This window comes from Rhizobium gallicum bv. gallicum R602sp (genome assembly GCF_000816845.1).
In the GTDB taxonomy this organism is placed as follows: Bacteria; Pseudomonadota; Alphaproteobacteria; order Rhizobiales; family Rhizobiaceae; genus Rhizobium; species Rhizobium gallicum.
Window position 1 is genome coordinate 2,020,442 of record NZ_CP006877.1, and the last position, 16,732, is coordinate 2,037,173.

The 16,732-nt window shown below is 60.6% G+C and carries 13 protein-coding genes; 6 read left to right on the forward strand and 7 right to left on the reverse strand.

Annotated features, from left to right (window positions below):
• Positions 1–6: 6 nt before the first annotated feature.
• The 4 genes from sufD to RGR602_RS10145 form a co-directional block, all read right to left on the reverse strand.
• Positions 7–1,281 carry a Fe-S cluster assembly protein SufD gene (sufD, locus tag RGR602_RS10130; protein ID WP_039844991.1) on the reverse strand — a complete coding sequence of 425 codons (1,275 nt, stop codon included), beginning with the start codon at positions 1,279–1,281 and terminating at the stop codon, positions 7–9.
• Between the two features lie 23 nt (positions 1,282–1,304).
• Positions 1,305–2,060 (reverse strand): Fe-S cluster assembly ATPase SufC, encoded by a 756-nt coding sequence (gene sufC, locus RGR602_RS10135; protein ID WP_022715290.1) that lies wholly within the window; start codon positions 2,058–2,060, stop codon positions 1,305–1,307.
• Positions 2,061–2,131: 71 nt separating this feature from the next.
• Entirely contained in the window at positions 2,132–3,601 is a 1,470-nt protein-coding gene (sufB, locus tag RGR602_RS10140) for a Fe-S cluster assembly protein SufB (protein ID WP_039844992.1), read from the reverse strand.
• Between the two features lie 141 nt (positions 3,602–3,742).
• Positions 3,743–4,909 carry a cysteine desulfurase family protein gene (locus tag RGR602_RS10145; RefSeq protein ID WP_039844993.1) on the reverse strand — a complete coding sequence of 389 codons (1,167 nt, stop codon included), beginning with the start codon at positions 4,907–4,909 and terminating at the stop codon, positions 3,743–3,745.
• Between the two features lie 201 nt (positions 4,910–5,110).
• On the opposite strand from RGR602_RS10145, the gene RGR602_RS10150 reads away from it, so the two are divergent.
• Entirely contained in the window at positions 5,111–5,788 is a 678-nt protein-coding gene (locus tag RGR602_RS10150) for an alpha/beta hydrolase (RefSeq protein ID WP_022715287.1), read from the forward strand.
• Between the two features lie 3 nt (positions 5,789–5,791).
• Here the strand turns inward: RGR602_RS10150 and RGR602_RS10155 are convergent, their stop codons facing one another.
• Together RGR602_RS10155 and RGR602_RS10160 are read right to left on the reverse strand one after the other, a co-directional pair.
• Positions 5,792–6,313, reverse strand: a complete 522-nt coding sequence (locus RGR602_RS10155) for a GNAT family N-acetyltransferase (protein ID WP_039844994.1) — start codon at positions 6,311–6,313, stop codon at positions 5,792–5,794.
• Positions 6,313–7,431, reverse strand: coding sequence for an anhydro-N-acetylmuramic acid kinase (locus tag RGR602_RS10160; RefSeq protein WP_039844995.1), 1,119 nt, complete (start codon positions 7,429–7,431; stop codon positions 6,313–6,315). The genes RGR602_RS10155 and RGR602_RS10160 overlap by 1 nt, the downstream gene beginning before the upstream one ends.
• A 110-nt stretch (positions 7,432–7,541) precedes the next feature.
• Here RGR602_RS10160 and tyrS point away from each other — a divergent pair, with 110 nt between their 5' ends.
• Positions 7,542–8,798: a tyrosine--tRNA ligase gene (gene tyrS, locus RGR602_RS10165; RefSeq protein ID WP_039844996.1), complete on the forward strand. Its 1,257-nt coding sequence runs from the start codon at positions 7,542–7,544 to the stop codon at positions 8,796–8,798.
• A gap of 49 nt (positions 8,799–8,847) precedes the next feature.
• Here tyrS and RGR602_RS10170 read toward each other — a convergent pair whose 3' ends face one another.
• On the reverse strand, positions 8,848–12,246 hold the full coding sequence (locus tag RGR602_RS10170; protein WP_039844997.1) for a YhdP family protein: 3,399 nt from the start codon (positions 12,244–12,246) through the stop codon (positions 8,848–8,850).
• Between the two features lie 122 nt (positions 12,247–12,368).
• Between RGR602_RS10170 and RGR602_RS10175 the strand changes: the two genes are divergently transcribed.
• The 4 genes from RGR602_RS10175 to RGR602_RS10190 all read left to right on the forward strand — a co-directional run bounded on the left by RGR602_RS10175 (position 12,369) and on the right by RGR602_RS10190 (position 16,732).
• Positions 12,369–12,842, forward strand: a complete 474-nt coding sequence (locus tag RGR602_RS10175; protein ID WP_039844998.1) for a peroxiredoxin — start codon at positions 12,369–12,371, stop codon at positions 12,840–12,842.
• An 11-nt stretch (positions 12,843–12,853) separates the two neighbouring features.
• Positions 12,854–13,663, forward strand: a complete 810-nt coding sequence (locus RGR602_RS10180; RefSeq protein WP_039846773.1) for a ferritin-like domain-containing protein — start codon at positions 12,854–12,856, stop codon at positions 13,661–13,663.
• A gap of 101 nt (positions 13,664–13,764) precedes the next feature.
• Positions 13,765–15,081, forward strand: coding sequence for a M23 family metallopeptidase (locus RGR602_RS10185; RefSeq protein ID WP_039844999.1), 1,317 nt, complete (start codon positions 13,765–13,767; stop codon positions 15,079–15,081).
• A 157-nt stretch (positions 15,082–15,238) separates the two neighbouring features.
• Positions 15,239–16,732 (forward strand): DEAD/DEAH box helicase, encoded by a 1,494-nt coding sequence (locus tag RGR602_RS10190; protein WP_039845000.1) that lies wholly within the window; start codon positions 15,239–15,241, stop codon positions 16,730–16,732.

A 16,732-nucleotide genomic window follows, 5' to 3' on the forward strand; every position in this document is an offset into this window, starting at 1 on the left:
ATCCGATCAGGCGTGCTTTTCGAGCCAGGCCGCGATGACGCCTTCCAGCGCCTCGACCAGGTCTTCGTCTTCAAGTTCTTCGACGATCTCCGCAACGAAGGCATTGACGAGCATCGCACGGGCCTTGTTCTCCGGAACGCCGCGCGCCATCATATAGAAGAGATGATTATCATCGATGTCGGTAACGGTCGCACCGTGGCCGCACTGGACGTCGTCGGCGAAGATCTCAAGCTCCGGCTTTGTCGAGAAGTCGGCATCGTCTGACATCAGCAGCGTGTTGCAGGACATCTTCGCATCGGTCTTCTGCGCGTCAGGCGCAACCCGGATAATGCCCTGGAAGACCCCCTTGGCGCGGTCGAAGACGACGTTGCGGATGATCTCCGTCGAACCGGTGTGCGGGACGTTGTGGCCAAGCACCATCGTCACGTCGGTATGCGTATCGCCGCCGAGCAGGTTGATGCCCCGGAGCGTCAGGTCCGCACCCTCGCCCGTCACCTTGATATGCATTTCCTGGCGCACCAGCTTGCCGCCAGCGTTGATGACAAAGAGCTTCAGCTTGGCATTGGCGCCGAGATCGATACGGATCTGGCCGAGATGCGTATCCTCGCGGCCCTGCTGCTGCAGGATGATCCAGATGAGTTCCGTGCCCTCGCCGATAGTGATGTCACTGACATGGGATACGAATGCCGCGTCCCCGGTCACCGACAGGTGACGCTCGATCACGGTCGCCTTGACGTTTTCGCCGAAGGACACCGGCAGGCGTGTATGGATCTGGCCGCCGGCGTGAACGACGTCGATCTCCAGCGGCCTATCGAACTCGGTCTTTGCAGGAATGTCGACGACATAGCCGTCGCGCACGAAGCTGCCATTGATGCGGCCGACGGCGTCATCCGCGCCGAGCGCGCCGAGCGCGGCGGCAGCCGAACCGTCGATCAGGCGCTGCGCGTAGCTGGAAATTTCGAGGTCGCCCGCCCTTGCGCTAGGGTCCGCATGGCCCTGCACGATCGAAAGAACCGAAGAACCTTCGATCAACGGCTCGATCTCTTTCGACGCGGCGTCTCCGGCCGTGGCCGGCACCTCGCGCAGCAGGTTCTTGAGGTCGGTATAGTGCCAGGCCTCGATCCTGCGTGTCGGCAGGCCGCCCTTCTTCAGGTCGTCGAGCAGCCGGTCGCGGGTCGCCGTCACGGCGCCGTCGCCCGGCAGTTCGCCGAACTGATTGTTGAAAGCCTCAACGAGCGCCGCTTCCGCGGCGGTCAGGCGGTTCGTCGTCTGCATGTTCATGAGACCCGTCCTTTCCGCCTGAATCAGGCTGCCGCTCCGATGATGTCGGCGTATCCGTTGGCTTCGAGCTCATACGCCAGCGTCTTGTCGCCCGACTTGATCACCTGGCCCTTGTAGAGGACGTGAACCGTGTCTGGGACGATGTAGTCGAGCAGGCGCTGGTAATGGGTGATGACGACCACCGCGCGGTCCGGCGAGCGTAGTGCGTTGACGCCATCGGCAACGATCTTCAGCGCGTCGATGTCGAGGCCGGAATCGGTCTCGTCGAGCACGCAAAGCTGGGGCTGAAGCAGCGCCATCTGCAGGATCTCGGCGCGCTTCTTCTCGCCGCCGGAGAAGCCGACGTTCAGCGGACGCTTCAGCATCTCGGTATTGATCTGCAGCTTGCCGGCCGCGTCCTTGACGAGACGCATGAAATCCGGCGTCTTCAGCTCTTCTTCGCCGCGCGCCTTGCGCTGCTCGTTCATCGCGACCTTCAAGAACTGCATGGTGGCGACACCCGGGATCTCAACCGGATACTGGAAGGCGAGGAAAATACCCTTGGCGGCGCGCTCGGCAGCGTCGAGCTCGAGGATGCTCTCGCCGTTGTAAAGAATGTCGCCTTCGGTCACTTCATAGTCTTCGCGACCCGCGAGAATATAGGAGAGCGTCGACTTGCCAGAGCCGTTAGGCCCCATGATGGCAGCCACTTCGCCAGCCTTCACCGTAAGGTCTAAGCCGCGGATGATTTCGGTGCCGTCTTCGGCGATGCGGGCGTGCAGGTTTCTGATTTCAAGCATGGTTATGTCCCATAAAAACAATCGTAGAAAGGCGCGCCGCGCGCGCCATCGCGTAGTCGTTTCGGTTGGCGTTAGCCCACGCTGCCTTCGAGCGAGATGCTGATCAGCTTCTGCGCCTCGACGGCGAACTCCATCGGCAGTTCCTGCAGGACTTCCTTGACGAAGCCGTTGACGATCAGCGCAATCGCCGCTTCTTCCGGGATGCCGCGCTGCAGGCAATAGAAGAGCTGATCTTCGGAGATCTTCGAGGTCGTCGCCTCGTGCTCGAAATGTGCCGTCGAATTCTTTGCCTCGATGTAGGGCACCGTATGTGCGCCGCACTTGTCGCCGATCAGCAACGAGTCGCACTGCGTGAAGTTGCGCGCGTTCGAGGCCTTGCGGTGGGCCGAAACCTGACCGCGATAGGTGTTTTGCGACACGCCGGCGGCAATACCCTTGGAAATGATGCGGCTCGAGGTGTTTTTGCCGAGATGGATCATCTTGGTACCGCTGTCGACCTGCTGATGGCCGTTGGACACGGCGATCGAATAGAACTCGCCGCGGCTATCGTCGCCGCGCAGGATACAGGACGGGTACTTCCAGGTGATGGCGGAGCCGGTCTCGACCTGCGTCCACGAGATCTTCGATCGGTCGCCGCGGCAATCGCCGCGCTTGGTGACGAAGTTGTAGATGCCGCCCTTGCCCTGGGCATCGCCCGGATACCAATTCTGGACGGTGGAATACTTGATTTCGGCATCGTCCAGCGCGATCAGTTCGACGACGGCGGCGTGCAACTGGTTTTCGTCACGCTGTGGCGCCGTGCAGCCTTCGAGGTAGGACACATAGGCGCCTTCCTCGGCGATGATCAGCGTGCGCTCGAACTGACCGGTATTCTTCTCGTTGATGCGGAAATAGGTGGAGAGCTCCATCGGGCAGCGGACGCCCTTCGGCACGAAGACGAAGGAGCCATCGGTGAAGACGGCGGAGTTCAGCGTCGCGTAGTAATTGTCGGTCTGCGGAACGACGGAGCCGAGATACTTCTGCACGAGCTCGGGATGTTCTCGGATCGCCTCGGAGATCGACATGAAGATCACGCCGGCCTTCTTCAGCTCCTCCTTGAAGGTCGTCACGACCGAAACGGAATCGAAGACGGCATCGACGGCGATCTTCGGCTTCTCAACGCCGGCAAGGATTTCCTGCTCGCGCAGCGGGATGCCCAGCTTCTCATAGACCTTCAGAAGCTCCGGATCGACTTCAGCCAGCGACGAGGGACCGGATGTGCTCTTCGGCGCAGCGTAAAAGTGGATTTCATTGAAGTCGATCTTCGGATAGTCGACGCGCGCCCAGGTGGGCTCGTCCATCGTCAGCCAGCGCTTGTAGGCCTCAAGGCGCCATTCGAGCATCCATTCAGGCTCACGCTTCTTGGCGGAGATGAAGCGAATGATCTCTTCGGACAGGCCCTTGGGTGCCTTGTCCATCTCGATGATGGTTTCGAAGCCGTATTTGTACTGGTCCACATCGATCTGGCGGACGCGTTCAACCGTATCTTGGACGGCGGGCATGTCGTTCTCCAATCTCGCCGGGTAAAGGTCCGGCAGCTTGTCTTGGGGCGATTTTCGTTACCCCGTATGTAGGTGGCCAAAAGGCGCTTTTCAGCCCGATTGGCAAGCGGAAATTTGCGTTTCCGCAATTTAGTGAGGCCGTCAGGCCGCCTCTCCGGCCGGCCTGCACCGCCCGGCAATCTTCGCAAAGGCGGCGACCGCCCTGTCGATTTCGTCTTCCGTCGTCGCAAAACCGAGCGAGATGCGCAGCGCGCCCATTTTCGGGTCGCGGCCCATGGCCACAAGCACATGGCTTTCGCCGACCTTGCCGGACGAGCAGGCGGAGCCTGCCGAAAGAGCAACGCCTTCGAGATCGAAGGCGATCTGGCCGGTCTCGGCCTTGAGGCCGGGAAGGGTGAAGAAGCTCGTATTCGATACCCGCGGCCCGTCCGCCCCATAGATCAGCAAACCGGGCGCTGCACGCCGCATTCCAGCCTCAAGACGGTCGCGAAGCCTTTCAAATCTGCTATTGCGCTCGTCGAACTCGGCAAGTGCCGCGGCTGCGGAGGCACCGAAGCCAATGATGGCAGCGGAATTTTCAGTCCCCGAACGGTGACCTTTTTCCTGGCCCCCACCGCGGATCAGCGGCCTCGGCATCAGGGTCTCACCGCGCGACACAAGCGCGCCGGCTCCTTTCGGCCCGCCGAGCTTGTGTGAGGACACGATCAGAAAATCGGCACCGAGCTCGTTGATGTCGAGCTTCAGGCGTCCTGCTGCCTGCACCGCATCCACTACGAGAACCCCGCCATACGTCTGTACGATCTTGGCGGCTTCGCGGACCGGCTGAACGATACCTGTCTCGTTGTTGACGAGCATGATCGCCACCATCGGCAAGCCCGCGGCCCTGTCATGGCCGGCAAGCAATCTCTCCAGCGCTGCCAAATCCACGACACCTGCGGACGTAACTGGAATCTCAGTCGTCTTCTCAGCAGAAAAGCGGCCGCCTTCTCGCACGGCCGGATGCTCGATCGCCGAATAGTAGAGATGGTCGATCGCAAGCGGCATGCGCCCCATGCGGAAATCCGGCGTCAGCACCATATTGGCCGCTTCCGTCGCGCCACTGGTAAAAATCACATTTGCCGGTTCGGCCGCGCTCAGCGCCGCAATCTGGCGGCGCGCACCCTCGATCGCAGCGCGTACGGCGCGGCCTTCGCCGTGAACAGAATTCGGATTTCCAAACAGAGCAAGCGCGCTTACAACCGCCTCGCGCGCTGCGGGATGCAGCGGCGATGTCGCGTTCCAATCAAGATAAAGGCGGGGCGGCGCCATGCTCTTTTGTCCTGCGCTTGATCCTGCTAGGCTGCCACGGTTCATTTTCCTTGAAATTTCCGCCGGGCTTGCCTTATGACACGTCCACGATGCGTGGATCGTATGCAAGTTTCGAATTGTTCTAAACTGCGTTTTAGAAAAGCTGACAACGTTCGTCAAGTCTAAGCAGCAGGAACGCGAAAATAAAAACCCGGAGTACCGATGCCCGAAGTCATTTTCAACGGCCCAGCCGGCCGTCTTGAAGGCCGCTACCAGCCCTCCAAGGAAAAAAGCGCGCCGATCGCCCTTATCCTGCACCCGCACCCGCAGTTCGGCGGCACGATGAACAACCAGATCGTCTACCAGCTCTTCTACATGTTCCAGAAGCGCGGGTTCACCACATTGCGGTTCAACTTCCGCGGAATCGGCCGCAGCCAGGGCGAATTCGACCACGGCGCCGGCGAGCTTTCGGATGCCGCTTCCGCGCTCGATTGGGTGCAGAGCTTGCATCCCGATTCGAAGACCTGTTGGGTCGCTGGCTATTCCTTCGGCGCCTGGATCGGCATGCAGCTGCTGATGCGCCGCCCGGAAATCGAAGGCTTCATGTCGATTGCGCCGCAACCGAACACCTACGACTTCTCGTTCCTGGCGCCCTGCCCGTCTTCCGGCCTGATCATCAACGGCGAAGCCGACAAGGTCGCGCCAGAAAAGGATGTCAACGGTCTGGTCGAAAAGCTGAAGACGCAGAAGGGCATCCTCATCACTCACCGTACCGTGCCGAATGCCAATCACTTCTTCAACGGCCAGGTCGAAACACTGATGGCGGAATGCGAGGACTATCTCGACCGCCGCCTGAACGGCGAACTGGTGCCGGAACCGGCAGCAAAGCGTATTCGCTGACAATCAAATGTCGGTGGCGCCGAGCTCGAATGTCGGCGCCACAAAGCCGTCTATCAGTCGCGGCGCGACGGGCCGCATTCCGATCTTCTTCAGTACATGCTGCGAGGCGAAGTTTTCCGGATGCGTGAAAGCGATGAAACGCGTGGCGAAGCCCTTGTCGAAGAACCAAATCGCAAGCGCACTGGCCACTTCCGTCGCATAGCCCTTTCCCCATTCTTCCTCGCAAAGCGCATAACCGAGTTCGAATTCGTTTGCGTCGCGGTCATGCATCGAAATGCCAGCGCGGCCGATGAAGCGGCCGTCATCTCTGCTCAGGAGCTTGTACTTTGTCGTCCCGTCCTGCGCATTCTCTTTGAACCAGCTGGCAAGCCGCTCCTCGCACTTCTCGATGCTCCAGGGCGCGCCGCCGGACATATAACGCGTTGTGCCAATCGTCGAATGCAGCTTGCGGACGAACCCCGCATCGCTTGCATTCCACATCACCAGCCGCAGCCGCGAGGTTTCGAGAATAAGCGTTCCCACCATCAAGGCCCCGCAAGAATGCCGCCGCTGACTGGTTCCTTGACACCGGTCGTGCCCGGAAAAGTCAGCGGCAGTCCCTCCAGCGACCGGACTGCTAGGTACCCCCAGGCTTCAGCTTCCATGGCATCGCCGTTAAAGCCCGCAACCTCGGCGGAGATCACGTCGGCATTTTGGCGGGCAGCGAGATCAGCAAGATCGCGCATGATCGTGCGGTTCAGCCGTCCGCCGCCGCACACGATGTAGACCGTCGGCATCACCGGGAGGTGACCGGCCGATTTGATGATCGAGGCGGCAGCCACATAGGCGAGCGTCCTCGCACCGTCCGCGAGCTCGGCGTCCGCTCCGCTCGGCGGTAGAAAATCGTTGCGATCGAGCGAACGGCGTTTTTCGGCAGTAAAGAACGGGCTTTCCAGATACAGGTCGACCAGTTCGGCGACGATCTTGCCTTCCGAAGCAATCATGCCGCCCTGGTCGAACGGAATCCCGGCATGTGTCTCGACCCATTGGTCGATCAAGGTATTTCCCGGCCCGCTGTCATAGGCGACGATCGAGCCGTCGGCGCCGATATAGGTAAGGTTCGAGATGCCGCCGATATTGACGAAGCAGACCGGCAGCTTGGCGTCCCGAAGCGTCCCCGAAAGCGCCGCATGATAGGCCGGCACGAGCGGCGCACCCTGCCCGCCATGCACCATGTCGTTCGCCCGCATGTCGTAGACGATCGGGATGCCGGTTTCGCTCGCAAGCAGCGGCCCGTCGCCGAGCTGGACGGTCAGTGCCTCGTCGGGCCGGTGCAGCACGGTCTGGCCGTGGAATCCGACGACATCGATTGCGCTTCGATCCAGACCGCAACGATCGAGAAATTGCGTGACGGCAGATGCATGACGCAGCGTAAGCTCTCGCTCGATTGCTGCAAGTTCACCGGGTCGTTCCTTGCGCCTGAGTATGGATTTTGCGCCTTCAAGCGAAAACTTCAGCCTGTCGCGAAAGGCCGGATCGTAAGGCACACCCAGAAACGGCCCCCGTTCCACGCTGGCTTCACCGTCTGTGCGAACCAGGGCGACATCGATTCCGTCCATCGACGTTCCGCTCATCAGGCCGATTGCGGTTCTTATTTTACCCATCCATCCTCCAAAACATTCCGAACGGAATAGTGCACTTTCGGCAAAACAGTGCTAAACGCGCCGCGGCAGTTCAACAAGTATCAATCCGACACCCCCAAAGAGACGAAGTCATGTCCGAGTTCAAATCCGATTTCCTGCGCATCCTGAAAGAGCGCGGCTTCATTCATCAGATCTCCGATGAAGCAGGCCTCGACGATCTGTTCGCCAAGGAAACCGTGACGGCATATATCGGCTTCGATCCCACGGCGCCGAGCCTGCATGCAGGCTCGCTGATCCAGATCATGATGCTCCACTGGCTGCAGAAAACCGGCCACCGCGCGATTTCGCTGATGGGCGGCGGCACCGGCATGGTAGGCGATCCGTCCTTCAAGGAGGAAGCACGCCAGTTGATGACCGTCGAAACGATCGAGAGCAACATCGCCTCGATCAAGCGTGTCTTCTCGAATTACCTCACCTACGGTGAGGGTCCGAAAGACGCCTTGATGATCAACAATGCCGAATGGCTGCGTTCGATCAACTACCTCGATTTCCTGCGCGATGTCGGTCGCCACTTCTCGGTCAATCGCATGCTGGCCTTCGACAGCGTGAAGACGCGTCTCGATCGCGAACAGTCGCTCTCGTTCCTCGAATTCAATTACATGATCCTGCAGGCCTACGACTTCGTCGAACTGGCAAAACGCTACGGCTGCCAGCTGCAGATGGGCGGTTCCGACCAGTGGGGCAACATCATCAATGGTATAGATCTCGGTCACCGCATGGGGACTACACAGCTCTATGCCCTGACCTCTCCGCTTTTGACGACATCTTCCGGCGCCAAGATGGGCAAGTCGGCGACCGGTGCCGTCTGGCTGAACGCCGATATGTTCTCGGCCTATGACTTCTGGCAATACTGGCGCAATACCGAAGATGCGGACATCCCGCGCTTCCTCAAGCTTTACACCACCTTGCCAATGGCCGAGATCGCACGCTTGTCTGCGCTCGGTGGCTCGGAAATCAATGAGGTAAAGAAGATACTCGCAACCGAAGTAACGGCGATCCTGCATGGCCGCACCGTTGCCGAAGAGGCCGCTGAAACGGCTCGCAAAACCTTCGAAGAAGGCGGGATCGCCGAGAACCTTCCGTCCGTCGATGTTCCCGCATCCGAACTCGACGCCGGTATCGGCTTGCTTTCGCTGATGGTCCGCGCCGGCCTTGCTAACTCCAACGGCGAAGCCCGCCGTCACGTTCAGGGCGGAGCCGTGCGCATCAACGACCAAGCGGTCAGCGACGAGCGTAGGCTGATCGGCAGCGGTGAAATCACCGCCGATGGCGTCATCAAGCTGTCGCTCGGCAAGAAGAAGCACATCCTCATCCGCCGCGCGGCCTGAGCCCCACGGTCTCGAAATTCAAGCAAGCCGGCCTTTGCGCCGGCTTTTTTTATTGGAACTCGAAGATGTTGCGAAAAACGCCCGGCGCAATGATCGACAGCGGATTGATCTGCATGGCCGGATGGTCGAATTTGCCGGTCAGCTTGAACGTGATGCCGATCAGGCCGCGATCCGAACCGTTCCCGAGAATGATCCCAATGACCGGCAGCTCGGCAAACAGCCGGTTCAATCCATAGGCCGGCATGAAGGTGCCGGTCATATCCATGTTGCCGCGCTGATCGCGGATCACGCCCTGGAACGTGGCCCCGATCTGATCGCCGCGCACCACGCCGTTTTCGACACCGACCACGCCGCCGCGGGACACGACGCGCGCAAAGCCGCGCTGGAAGCGCTGCGCGGAGGTGTCGATATTGCGTTTGACGGCGGAATTGAGACTGCGCTGGTTCTCGCCGACGGGCGTTGAAACGATCGAGTGCAGGCGCTGCTCGTTGACGATGGCGAAGCGGCGTATATCGACCGAGCCATCCCAATTGCCGCCGTCGCCGAGCCTGATCGACATGTTGAGCAGCCCGCCCTGCATATGCTGATAGAGATCGGCGAAGCGCGAGACGGCACCGGCATCGCCGCTCGTGATATTCAAGACGCGGCCTTCCCTTGTCTGGCTGACAACCGCCTCGCCGCTGCCGGTGATGCCGGAAAAGTTCAGCGCCTGCAGGCGCCCGCCGCTCGATACGTATCTGGCCTCGAAATTGCCGATCTTTTCATCGTTGAAGCCAACGACGCTGTTGAGATTCGCACGGACCGAGACGCTGGCACTGCCACCACCATCCCCGTCGCTGTCGCCTTGTCCGTTCTTCAATCGTGCAAGGATCGGACGCGCATCGGCAGTGTTCCCAGATACCGAAACGTCGAAATTGCCCCTGTTACGCCGGATCGATATGGCAAAGTCATCAAGGGACGAAAGTCTCACGCTGTCGAAATCGGCAGACTCGAGATCGCCTTTGCTGAGGGCAAACGAGCCGCTGGCGCCAAAGCCGTCGCCCTTCAGACGGAAATTCCTGATCTGCGTTTTCTCGGGTGGTCCCGATACTTCGAATTCCGCCGTCGCGCCGATCCCGCTTCCCTTCGCCCAACCGATCCAGGGAAGCTGCAACGACGCCTTGTCGAGATCGATCTGAACATTCTGGCGTTCCTCATCGATTTTCGTCAGCTGCATCGTCAGGCTGCCGTCGATGATCCCGGATAGGCCAGGAAGCACCTTTGCGCGTTGAGCGTTGTTCAGCGTCGCCGTGATGATGCGCTGCGGCTTGACGCCGGACGATTTGTCGGTCGGCTCGACAAGCTCGATCTCGGCGGGCACGCCGTCGATCTGCCCCTCGGCGTCGAGCGCCACTTGCTGCGGATCGGCGTCGAGCGCGCCATTCAGATTGGTAATCATCCGGCCCGACACCGGCTTGCCGACATCGACGCCGCTGAGCTGCATGCTGGCCTTCCATTCGGGCGGCGGAGGATCCTGCGATCGCAGAAGGCCGAGCCGCGCCTCGACGTCGGCGGTGATCTTGCCCTTCAGGTCCCCAGGCACAAGGCCGGCGCGCTGCAGGACCTGGACCGGCTTGTAGGTGAGGAGTTCGCCCACCGCATCGGCATCGCCGGAGATCGCGAGCTTCATTTCCGCCATCAGTGGCTTCTGGTAAGTCGAGGGCAGTACGAACTGACCCTCTCCGAGGCTGACGGAACGGCCCGATGCGAAATATGACGTGCCACTCTTGATCGAAATCGTCGCCCTCTGGCCGGTCAGATCGAAATGGGCGGACGTATCTCGGATCGGCGGAATATCGCCTGCCACGTTCATGCGCGCATTCGCGATATCGAAACTGATACGGATTTGCTCGTCGCCGAGTCTCAGCCCCTTGCCGACGGCCTCGTCCAATTTCCCGGACGGAATGAATACCGAGATCGACGCATTCGTGACCGTGCCGCCGAAGAGATTTCCCAGAACCCATTCGCGCGCCCTGGGCGCCATCCAAAAGGGCCAGAGCTGCTTGATCGCAGCCGTCTGAAGCTGCTGCGATTGTCCGACGAAGCTGATTTCCGGCGATTTGTCGCCGAGTTTGACATGAAGCGATCCGAACAGCTGCCCCAGAGGACTAGAAACTGTCATGCCCGCGAACTGCAGTTCCCGCGAGGTGACGAGGTAGCGGCCCGTCGTCTGGATATCGAATGGGAGCGGCTGTTCGCCCGAGCCCACCGGTGCAGCCGTGCCGCCGCTGATCAGCAGATCGATGCCAAAACCCTTGCCGACGGCCGGATCGAGCTTGTCGAGATCGATGATTGCGCCGTTGAACGGGACGGCGGTGTTGCCGAACTGCGCTTGCGATCTTGCGATCTCAAGCGTCTGCTTCGTAAAGTCATAGCCGAGATTGATGCGGCCGCCGGAAAGCTGCTGTGCGTCTCCGTCGACATAGATCGACCCGGGCGCAAGATCCGCCCTGGCGGCCAGGGACGGCGCAACATCGCCCGCACTCCGCACGGCGGAAACGGCAACGTCCGCAAAACTGTTTACGCCCTGCCGAATTTCCCCGAGCCCGTTCCTCTTCAAGGTAAATGGCGTCAGATCGGCATGGGTGAGCTTTGCCGTGAACCGCGACGCTTTCCCGGCGCTCCTTTCAGCAAGCACATCCAGCATCGCCACTTCGCCGTTGATTGCCACCTCGCCCGTCAAATGCAGCGAAGATGGTCCCGCATGCGCAAAGACCAGATTGTCGACCACGATCGAAAGCGGACCATTCGCGGTATCGGCGAGCTTGATGTCGATGCCGGAGAGACGCACCGTATCCGTACCCCCGCGCTCGACGAAATCGTCCAGGATATCGAGATGAGAAAACGCAGCTTCCATCGCCTGCGGAATTGCGTCGATGCGAAGCTTGCTTAAGTCCAGCGGGCCGCCGGACGGCAGAAGGGCCGTGTCGAGCGCAATATCGGCGGCTTCGATCGCCGTCACGGCCACCCGGCCGCGAAAAAGCGCAAACGGATCGAGCGCCATGCGCATCGCGCCTGTCGTCGACAGATGCTGCCCGCTTTCCTGATCGACCATATTGACGTTACGGGCTTCAAGCGCGAGCTGTGCACCGGACGTGAAACGGATGACGGTCGAGCCCACTTCTGCCCGGTAGCGGGGACCTATCGCCGAATTCAAGGCGGTCTGCGCCTGGCGCGACAGCGTCGCGTCGAACATTCCGCTTTCGATAGTGAAGATGATCGCCACCAGAAGAAAGAGAACGGCGGCAAAGCAACCAGCCGTCACATTGGCCGCACGCCGCATGCGTGAACGGCGCGGCGGCGGGCAATGCACGATGATGGGGTCTTCGGCCTGTGCGGAGGGAAGCTCATGCAGCGCGACGATGTCTTTTTTGCGAAACGTAACCTTTTCGCCGCGGATCACCGACATGCGCTTTGGATAACCCCGAGTTAGAATGTGGCCGTCCGGTCTGGCGGGACGATTTGAGCTTCAATATATATCCGCGGAACATAGTGTCATCCATAAACCCGGCAAAAGAAAGGTTTCCACATATGGCGGTTCTCGGCATCGGCGCCACGGCGCCGGATTTCAATCTTCCCCGCGACGGCGGCGGGCGGGTATCGCTTGCCGATTTCCGCGGAAAACCGCTGGTTCTGTTCTTCTATCCGAAGGACGATACGACCGGCTGCACCGCGGAATCGCTGGCCTTTACCGCTTTGGCCGACGAATTCGATGCCGCGGGAGCGGCGGTCGTCGGAATGTCCCCTGATTCGGTCAAATGCCACGAACGCTTCATCAAGAAGTACAGCCTTTCCGTTGCGCTCGCCTCGGACGAAGAGAAAACGACGCTGCAGGCCTATGGTGTCTGGAAGGAAAAGAGCATGTATGGCCGCAGTTTCATGGGCGTCGAGCGCACGACCTTTCTGATCCGCACCGATGGTACCGTCGCGATGATCTGGCAGAAGGTCAAGGTACCCGGTCATGCCGAAGACGTTTTGAAGGCCCTCAGGAACCTTACCGCGTGAGCACGCTTTCGATGCCATCTCTGCGCGGTGGCGCGATCGAGGCCATCGGGTCCGCCGATCTCGATCGCAAGACAGCTCTGGCGCAGGAAGCTGCGACCCGCTGGTTTGCACGAAGAATTTCCCTACGTTCGCCGCGCGATGCGTCGCTGCCGGATAGGCCGGGCCGCCCGGATAAGCCGACACTGGTACCCCCGACGCAGGTCGAGAGACGCTCGCTGCACACCATCAACGGTCGCATTGCGCTTCTTCACGCGATCGCCCATATCGAGCTCAACGCCGTTGACCTGGCACTCGATATCGTTGCGCGGTTTGCCACCGAATCGGTTCCCAACTCTTTCTTCGACGGATGGATGCAGGTTGCCTTCGAGGAGGCGAAGCACTTCCGCTTGGTGCGCGGGCGGCTGCGCGATCTTGGCGCCGATTACGGTGATATGCCCGCGCATGACGGCCTTTGGCAGGCGGCGCACGCGACCAGAAACGATCTGACGGCGCGGCTTGCGGTCGTTCCCCTGATTCTCGAGGCCCGCGGCTTGGATGTCACGCCCTCGCTGCAGGCGAAGATGCGTGAAACCGGCGATCACGAAAGTGCGGCCGTCCTCGATGTCATCTACAATGACGAAAAGGGGCATGTGGCAATCGGCGCAAAATGGTTCCGCTTTCTCTGCGCCCGCGAGCGCCGCGACCCGGCCCAGACCTTCAAGGAGCTGGTGCGTGCAAACTTCCGCGGTCCGCTGAAACCGCCATTCAACGACCTGGCGCGCGCCGAAGCCGGCCTCACGCCTTCTTTCTATCGTTCATTGACGGCGACCAGCAATCTGTAAACCTGTGCGTGCATGAATATGCCCGCTAAGGCATTTGTTAACCATAACGGTGTGTAATCATTCCTGATCGAAGCACGGGCGCATCAATTGGGAGATTCTCCGTGACGCATGCACAGCAAAATCGCGTATTCGGCAAGCGCTCGCAGGAACATATCCTCATTCTCGCCAGTGGCGACAAGGTCCGGCACGTAACCATAAAGCCGTGGATGGCAGCCCTCGGCTTCTGTTTTTCCGTCGTTTTCGTGATCGGCTATCTGCTTGCAACCTCCTACCTCGTCCTTCGCGACGACCTGATCGGCGCCACCATGGCGCGCCAAGCCCGCATGCAGCATGATTATGAAGATCGCATTGCGGCCCTTCGTGCGCAGGTCGATCGGGTCACCTCGCGTCAGCTGCTCGACCAGCAGCTGGTGGAAGACAAGGTGGACAAGCTCATGCAGCAGCAGATGGCGCTGACCTCGCGCCATGGCAAGTTTGGCTCCCTCCTCGACCGTGCGGAACATTCCGGCCTGACGAAGAAGGATGCGATGATACCGGCTCAATCCCTCGTGCCCGAAGCAAAGGACAAGCGTGCGTCGGTTTCACCCGGCGCCCGGGCGATCGACATGCTCCTGGCAGGCACGGACGAACCCGCCGACGCAACGCCCGACAATTCCGCGCTCGCCTATGCCCCCACACCCGAAACCGTCGGCGATCGCGCCGACCGCCTGTTCTCGAAGGTCACGCTTTCACTGAAAGGCGTCGAGGAAGAGCAGCGCGCCCGCGTTGAGCAGCTGACTGTGGATGCGGGCGATGCCGCCAGCAATATCGAGAAAGTCCTGACCCGCTTCAAGATTGCCGTACCGGAGCAGGCAGCCGTCAAGCCCGATGATGATGATGATGACAGCGCTGTCGGCGGCCCCTATGCCGAGCCGGAAAACGGCGACAACTTCAACAATTCCCTCGCGCAGCTCGATACCGCCTTGACCCGGCTCGAAGCCGTTCGCAGTACGGCGGAAGCCCTGCCGTTCCGCAATCCGGCCATCGGCAAGGAAATCACCAGTCCCTTCGGCAATCGGCGCGATCCTTTCCTCGGACGTCTTGCCCTTCATTCCGGCGTTGACTTTCGCTTTGCTGCGGGCGAAACGATCCGCCCAACAGCCCCCGGCAAGGTCGTCAATGCCGGCTGGACGGGCGGCTACGGCAACATGGTCGAGATCGATCACGGTAACGGCATTTCTACCCGTTACGGCCACATGTCGGAGATTCTGGTGAAGGCCGGCGACATGGTCGGCCGCTCGGATGTGATCGGTCTTGCCGGAAGCACAGGCCGTTCGACGGGCACCCATTTGCATTACGAGGTACGCCAGAACGGCCGCGCGGTCGATCCGGTGTATTTCTTGAATGCAGGCTTGAAACTCGCGACTTATATCAAATAAACGACTGCGGTAACCACAGTTTTACCTGTTCGACGGCTGCAGAGCCCGTATTCCTTGACTTGCAAGCCGTTTGGGACTATGTCGCGCTGCATTGCGGCATGCAATCCCGCCGACTCAACCAGAGTATGGCCGAACCTGAACGGAAATAGTTTTCCCCTTGACGACATTTGCTGACCTTGGCCTGAGCCAAAAAGTGCTTTCCGCCGTTACCGACGCCGGCTACACGATCCCCACTCCTATTCAGGCAGGAGCAATCCCGTTCGCCCTGCAGCGCCGTGACATTTGCGGGATCGCGCAGACAGGAACGGGCAAGACGGCATCCTTCGTCTTGCCGATGTTGTCGCTGCTGGAAAAGGGCCGCGCCCGCGCCCGCATGCCACGAACGCTCATCCTCGAACCGACGCGCGAACTCGCCGCGCAAGTCGCGGAGAACTTCGAAAAATATGGCAAGAACCACCGATTGAACGTCGCGCTGCTGATCGGCGGCGTTTCCTTCGAAGACCAGGACCGCAAGCTCGAGCGCGGTGCAGACGTTCTCATCTGCACGCCCGGCCGCCTGCTGGACCATTTTGAGCGCGGCAAGCTTTTGATGAGCGCCGTCGAAATCTTCGTCATCGACGAAGCCGACCGAATGCTCGACATGGGCTTCATCCCGGATATCGAGCGTATTGCCAAGCTCATCCCCTTCACACGCCAGACACTGTTCTTCTCGGCGACCATGCCGCCGGAAATCCAGAAGCTCGCCGACCGGTTCTTGCAAAATCCGGAGCGAATCGAAGTCGCAAAGCCGGCCTCCGCCGCCAAGAACATCACGCAGCGTTTCGTTGCTTCGCACGGCAAGGACTATGAGAAGCGCGCCGCACTGCGCGATCTGGTCCGCGCGCAGGAGGACCTGAAGAACGCCATCATCTTTTGCAACCGCAAGAAGGACGTGGCCGACCTCTTCCGCTCCCTCGAACGCCATGGCTTTTCCGTCGGCGCACTCCACGGCGACATGGACCAGCGCTCGCGCACGAATATGCTTCAAAGCTTCCGTGATGGGCAGCTGCAACTACTCGTCGCCTCCGACGTCGCCGCCCGCGGCCTCGACATTCCGGATGTCAGCCACGTCTTCAACTTCGATGTGCCGATTCATGCCGAGGATTACGTGCACCGCATCGGCCGCACCGGCCGTGCAGGCCGTTCCGGCGCTGCCTTCACCATTGTCACAGGCCGTGACCAGAAACATGCCGACGCGATCCAAAAGCTGATCGGCGAGACGGTCGAGTGGCTGCATGGCGATCTTTCCGCTCTTCCGCCTCCGGAACCCGGCCGCGAAGACGATCGCCCACGCCGCGCAGGTACCCGGGATCGCGACAAGGGCCGTGGCCGCGTCAAGGAGCGCCGGGGTCATAAAACTGATATCGGCGCCGATGATAATGCCGCCGAAGCCATCGAAGCAGCAGCACCAGCAAAGGCCGAAAGCGTGAAGCACGAGCGCAAAGCAGAAAACAAGCCGCAGAACAACGCGCGCAACTCTCGGCCCTATCCGGCGAACGATGACAATCGCGAGCGCCGCCGCTATCGCGACCACGACGACGGCCCGACGCCGGTCGGCTTCGGCGACGACATTCCCGCCTTCATGCTGATCGCGGCAAACGCCAAGGTCTAA